Genomic DNA, 5242 nt, shown 5'->3' on the forward strand with positions numbered 1-5242 from the left:
ACGCCAGCCGCGCCAGGGGTAAGCCAGTGCTCACTCGCGCGGTGACGACCGGTTCGATAGCGGCACACACGCGGACGACCTCGCCACTCTCGGCCTTCAGGCCCTCACCATCGCGCAGCACCGGACCACGGTCTAGAAACAGCCCCAGCTCGCGGCCGCTATCGCTTTGGGCTTTTAGGCGCCCGCGAATGCGCAGCTCAAAGGGCAGCGTCAGCGTGTCGCTGGCGGTGCTTTCGTCTATCGGCCCTAAACGTTCTATCAGTTTCAACATGACTACCGTCCTTTCGCTATCTATGCGGCTGTGGCGGGGGTAGGCCTACGAGAGGGCGCTGTGAATACCTCCCTATACGCTACTTTTGCCATCTGACCTCCATGGACGGAGGGAATGCCGGAAATGTAGGGAACATTTTCCGGCCATGGCAAAAGACCCTCTCTACGGCCTACCCCCGCCACCTCTACCTCAACTAAATAGCCTTAATCAAAACAAATGATACCGCTGCGCCAGTGGTAGCTCGGTCGCTGGCTCGCAGGTGAGTAGCTCGCCATCGCAGCGCACTTCATAGGTTTGTGGGTCAACGGTTAGCTTTGGGCAGGCGTCGTTGAGCTTCATATCTTTTTTGCGCACGCCGCGTACGTTTTTACAGGCGGAAAGCGTGCTCTGCAGGCCCAGACGCTCTTTAATGCCTGCGTCAATCGCCGCTTGGCTCACGAAGTTGAGCCGCGTTTGGCTGGCGGCCTTTCCAAACGCCCCAAACATAAAGCGATAATGCACCGGCTGAGGGGTAGGAATAGACGCATTGGGGTCGCCCATGGGCGCCGCCGCAATCATGCCGCCTTTTAAAATCAGCGAGGGCTTTACACCGAAAAATGCCGGTTTCCAGAGCACTAAATCAGCCAGTTTGCCAACTTCGATGGAGCCCACCTCATGGGCAATGCCATGGGTAATCGCAGGGTTAATAGTGTATTTGGCGATATAGCGCTTGGCGCGCAGGTTATCAGCACCCAATGCTTCATCTTCGGGCAATAAACCGCGCTGCACTCTCATTTTATGGGCCGTTTGCCAGGTACGGCAGACCACTTCGCCCACTCGCCCCATGGCTTGGGAATCCGAGGCAATCATCGAGATCACGCCCAAGTCGTGGAGAATATCTTCGGCGGCGATCGTTTCACGGCGAATACGTGAGTCGGCAAAGGCCACATCTTCGGGAATGTTGGGGTCCAAGTGGTGGCAAACCATCAACATATCCAGGTGTTCGTCGATGGTGTTAACCGTATAAGGCCGCGTCGGGTTAGTGGAAGACGGCAGCACATACTCTTTTGAGCAGGCGGTCAGGATATCCGGCGCGTGACCGCCGCCCGCCCCTTCGGTGTGATAGGTATGAATGCCACGCTCTTTAAACGCCGCCAGGGTGTCTTCCACAAAGCCGGATTCGTTGAGTGTGTCGGTGTGGATCGCGATCTGCACATCATACTTCTCTGCCACACTGAGGCAGTTATCAATGGAAGCAGGCGTGGTGCCCCAGTCTTCGTGGAGTTTAAGCCCCATGGCCCCGGCTTCCAGCTGCGCTTCCAACGCTTCCGGCAAGCTGGCGTTGCCTTTGCCCAACAGGCCAATATTCATCGGCAGGTCGTCCACGGCTTGCAGCATTCTGCCAATATGCCAAGCACCGGGAGTGCATGTGGTGGCGTTGGAGCCAGTCGCCGGACCAGTGCCGCCGCCCAGCATGGTGGTCACGCCGCTCATCAGCGCTTCTTCTACCTGTTGGGGGCAAATAAAGTGAATATGCGCGTCGATGCCTCCAGCGGTAAGAATCTTGCCTTCGCCTGAGATAATTTCAGTGCCGGGGCCAATCACTATATCTACATCGGGCTGGGTGTCGGGGTTGCCTGCCTTGCCAATCGCTGCAATGCGCCCGTTTTGCAGGCCGACATCGGCTTTCACAATGCCCCACCAGTCTAAAATCAGCGCATTGGTAATCACCGTATCCATCACCGTGGCGTCGTTACGCTGGCTTTGGCCCATACCATCGCGGATGACCTTACCGCCGCCGAACTTCACCTCATCGCCGTAGTGGGTAGCGTCTTGCTCCACTTCGATCCACAGTTCGGTATCGCCCAGGCGCACGCGGTCGCCCACGGTGGGGCCATACATATCGGCGTAGGCTTGCCGACTGATTTTGTTAACCGGCTTCATTGTTTATCTCCATCGAGCGCACCCATCACATCGCCACGGAAGCCGTAAATTTCGCGCTTACCGACGAAGGGAATTAGCGTGACCTCGCGGGTCTGGCCTGGCTCAAAGCGAATCGCGGTGCCCGCTGCCACGTCTAAGCGAAAACCTCGAGTTTTCGTGCGATCAAACACCAGCGCGGGGTTGGCTTCCGCGAAGTGGTAGTGGGAACCGATCTGAATGGGGCGGTCGCCGGTATTGGCCACTTCGACGCTAATCCGCTCGCGGCCCACGCATAGCTCAATATCACCGTCTTTTAACTGGTACTGTCCTGGAATCATTGGGCCGGAAATCATGGCAGCCTCCTGGTTGCTGACGACTAGTTGATTGGCGTGTGAACGGTCACAAGCTTGGTGCCGTCCGGAAAGGTGGCTTCTACCTGCACCTCATCCACCATTTCCGCCACGCCATCCATGACGTCATCACGGCTAAGGATTTCACGGCCGTAGCTCATTAAGTCGGCGACACTTCTGCCGTCACGGGCACCTTCGATAATTTCAAAGCTGATCAGCGCGACGGCCTCGGGGTAGTTAAGCTTTAGGCCGCGTGCTTTGCGGCGCTCGGCAAGCTGGGCAGCAGAAAACAGCAGCAGCTTATCTTTGTCTCGCGGGGTCAGTTCCATGGGGGCTCCATTGGCTCGATCAGTGGCAGCGCTCAACAGAAACGACGGTGTAGGATTTGGAACAACGCTCCCAGACTATCGAAACCGAGCACGCCTATTTGAAGCAATGCAGCGCAACCGCCGTACCAAAATGGTGAATAGAAAAAATAGTTATTATTATTCAATAGCTTGAAAAATATCGACTTTCTCTTATTCGCACCAAAATTGCACCATGCTAATTAACCAGCCCCTTCTTCGCACCAAAGAAGTGCAATTAAAAAGCCTCACTTAGCATTAACTATCAAATAATAATAAAACACATTACTATTTGCGCGCGTCTTTTAAATAAGGCTTTTTTTGGGCCTCTATTTCTACACCAGGTTGAGACACACCACGTGACCATCAGCACCCGCTATACCGTTGATCATTTTTTAGGCTACGGACGCCGATACAGTATCGATTACTGCTTTCCCATTACTTCCAACGCTGCCTGCACGCCGAAAACATCGATCGCCCAAGGGCGCGTAGAAGAAGTTAGCCTAGCGGCGGGTGTGGAGCTTTTTATTTCCGATTTGGATGTGCTGCGACCTTATCAATCGTTCTCTAAGGACAATACCGACCTGCTGATTGTGGTGATGTTAGAGGGCTGCGCACATTTCGATATTGATGGCCAAAAGCGTTGGATAACGGCAGGGGAAGCTTGCTGGCTAAGGCTGGACACAGGTTTAACGCTAAGCGCTTTTCATCCTGCTAATCAACGGCTTCGCACGCTATGCCTATCGCTCGACGCATCAGCGATGCACGCTTGGTATGGTGCTCACATCTCATCAGCGTCCCCCCATGTCTGGCAACTCAGCCCTGGGTTACAGCTAACCATCGATGAAGCATGCGGTACTTCCAGTAGCGCAGAGTCACAGCGCATGCGCTTTCAAGGATTAGCACTGCAAATCATCGCCCAGGGGCTGGACGGCCGTTCGCCATATACGGCTGACAGTGGCGCACTGTACCGACAGCGCTTGGCGCTGATACGCCGCTGGCTGGATGAAGAGCCGTCGTTTGACCACACGCTGCAACGCTTAGCGGAACGCGCGGCCATGAGCCCAAGTACGCTAATGCGGCATTTCAAGCTGGCTTACGGCCTAGCGCCCATCGACTATTTGCGCAAGCGTCGGCTTGCGTTAGCCCGCGAGCTGCTGCTGAGCGGCCACAGCGTTCAACAAGCGGCACATTTAAGTGGCTACCGTCATGCCAGCAACTTTATTACTGCATTCAAGAAAAACTACGGTATCTCGCCGGGTGCTTTGACGGAAAGTTCCCTGAAACGCTCCTAAAACGATACGGCTGACGTTTGCGCATAATCAATTGCGCGGCGGGCATAACCGCCCGCCCATCATAAGTGGAATAATTCTCATTATGAAATATTAACTACTAGCAACATCCACTTTGGAAAACCGCTCCATGCCATTGTTATATCGATCAACATGCACTGCACTTATTCTTGCCTACCCTTTGCTTGCCTTTGCTGAAGCTCCTGACGAAACATTGGACAATTTGCTAGTGACCGGTGAGCGCCTCAGCACCAGCAGTGAAGGCACTCAGCGCTACACAGTTCCCGCTAGCCGCAGTGCGGTCGGGCTGTCATTAACACCACGCGAGACGCCCCAATCAACAAGTGTTATTACTCGCCAGCACATCGACGACCGTGCGGCACAGACAGGCGGTGATGTGTTAGCCCAAGTACCCGGTGTTTCGCCAAGCCGAGCTGACAGTAACCGGATTAGCTATGCCGCACGTGGTTTCTCGATACGTAGCGTACAGTTTGACGGACTCAGCATTCCGCTCAGCGGTTTCTGGAATTTTGGCGATACCGACTGGGATGCGGCGATTTATGATCGTGTTGAAGTAGTGCGCGGAGCAACCGGTTTATTGACCGGCGCTGGCGAACCATCGGCAAGCGTTAACTTTATTCGCAAACGCCCGTTGTCCGAAGCGGCTGCCTCTGTTTCCGCAGGCCTCGGCCGTTGGGACCGGCGCCGCATCACGGCGGATGTGTCTGTCCCATTAAGCAGCAATGGCACGACAGGGGCCCGCTTTGTCGTAGCCAAAGGCCAGAACGATAGCTTTATCTCTCATCTCGAAGATGACCATGAGACGCTTTACGGTGTTATCAGTAGCGAGCTTACCCCCGCTACTCAATTAACCGTAGGGGTTGAATATCAGCACAACGAGACGCTCGGCGCGGGGGCCAGTGTCCCGGCTTTTTATGCTGACGGCAGCCGCACGGACTTTGACCGCAGCGCATCTAACAACACCGACTGGTCAACGTTTTACAACGAGACCACTCGCGTGTTCGCTGATCTTAGCCACCAACTGGATAACGGCTGGACGTTACGCGCCGCGGTCAGCCATAA

General features: G+C 55.1%; 6 protein-coding genes. 2 read left to right on the forward strand and 4 right to left on the reverse strand.

Annotated elements, in window-relative coordinates; all coding sequences use genetic code 11:
* From INT22_RS11080 to INT22_RS11095, 4 genes are all read right to left on the reverse strand, one after another.
* A partial coding sequence (locus INT22_RS11080) for an urease accessory protein UreE (RefSeq protein WP_446718945.1) occupies positions 1-271 on the reverse strand: 271 nt, incomplete at its 3' end.
* A 207-nt stretch (positions 272-478) separates the two neighbouring features.
* Positions 479-2194 (reverse strand): urease subunit alpha, encoded by a 1716-nt coding sequence (gene ureC / locus INT22_RS11085; protein WP_193061117.1) that lies wholly within the window; start codon positions 2192-2194, stop codon positions 479-481.
* Positions 2191-2511 carry an urease subunit beta gene (locus INT22_RS11090; protein ID WP_193061146.1) on the reverse strand — a complete coding sequence of 107 codons (321 nt, stop codon included), beginning with the start codon at positions 2509-2511 and terminating at the stop codon, positions 2191-2193. Before INT22_RS11090 ends, ureC begins: the two co-directional genes overlap by 4 nt.
* A 38-nt stretch (positions 2512-2549) precedes the next feature.
* Positions 2550-2852: an urease subunit gamma gene (locus INT22_RS11095; protein ID WP_009723133.1), complete on the reverse strand. Its 303-nt coding sequence runs from the start codon at positions 2850-2852 to the stop codon at positions 2550-2552.
* A gap of 374 nt (positions 2853-3226) precedes the next feature.
* On the opposite strand from INT22_RS11095, the gene INT22_RS21895 reads away from it, so the two are divergent.
* On the forward strand, positions 3227-4162 hold the full coding sequence (locus INT22_RS21895; protein WP_193068234.1) for a helix-turn-helix transcriptional regulator: 936 nt from the start codon (positions 3227-3229) through the stop codon (positions 4160-4162).
* A gap of 127 nt (positions 4163-4289) precedes the next feature.
* Positions 4290-5242 (forward strand): TonB-dependent siderophore receptor (locus INT22_RS11105; protein ID WP_193068235.1); only part of this gene is annotated, 953 nt, incomplete at its 3' end.

It is taken from the genome of Halomonas sp. 3D7M (genome assembly GCF_014897885.1).
Lineage (GTDB): Bacteria > Pseudomonadota > Gammaproteobacteria > Pseudomonadales > Halomonadaceae > Vreelandella.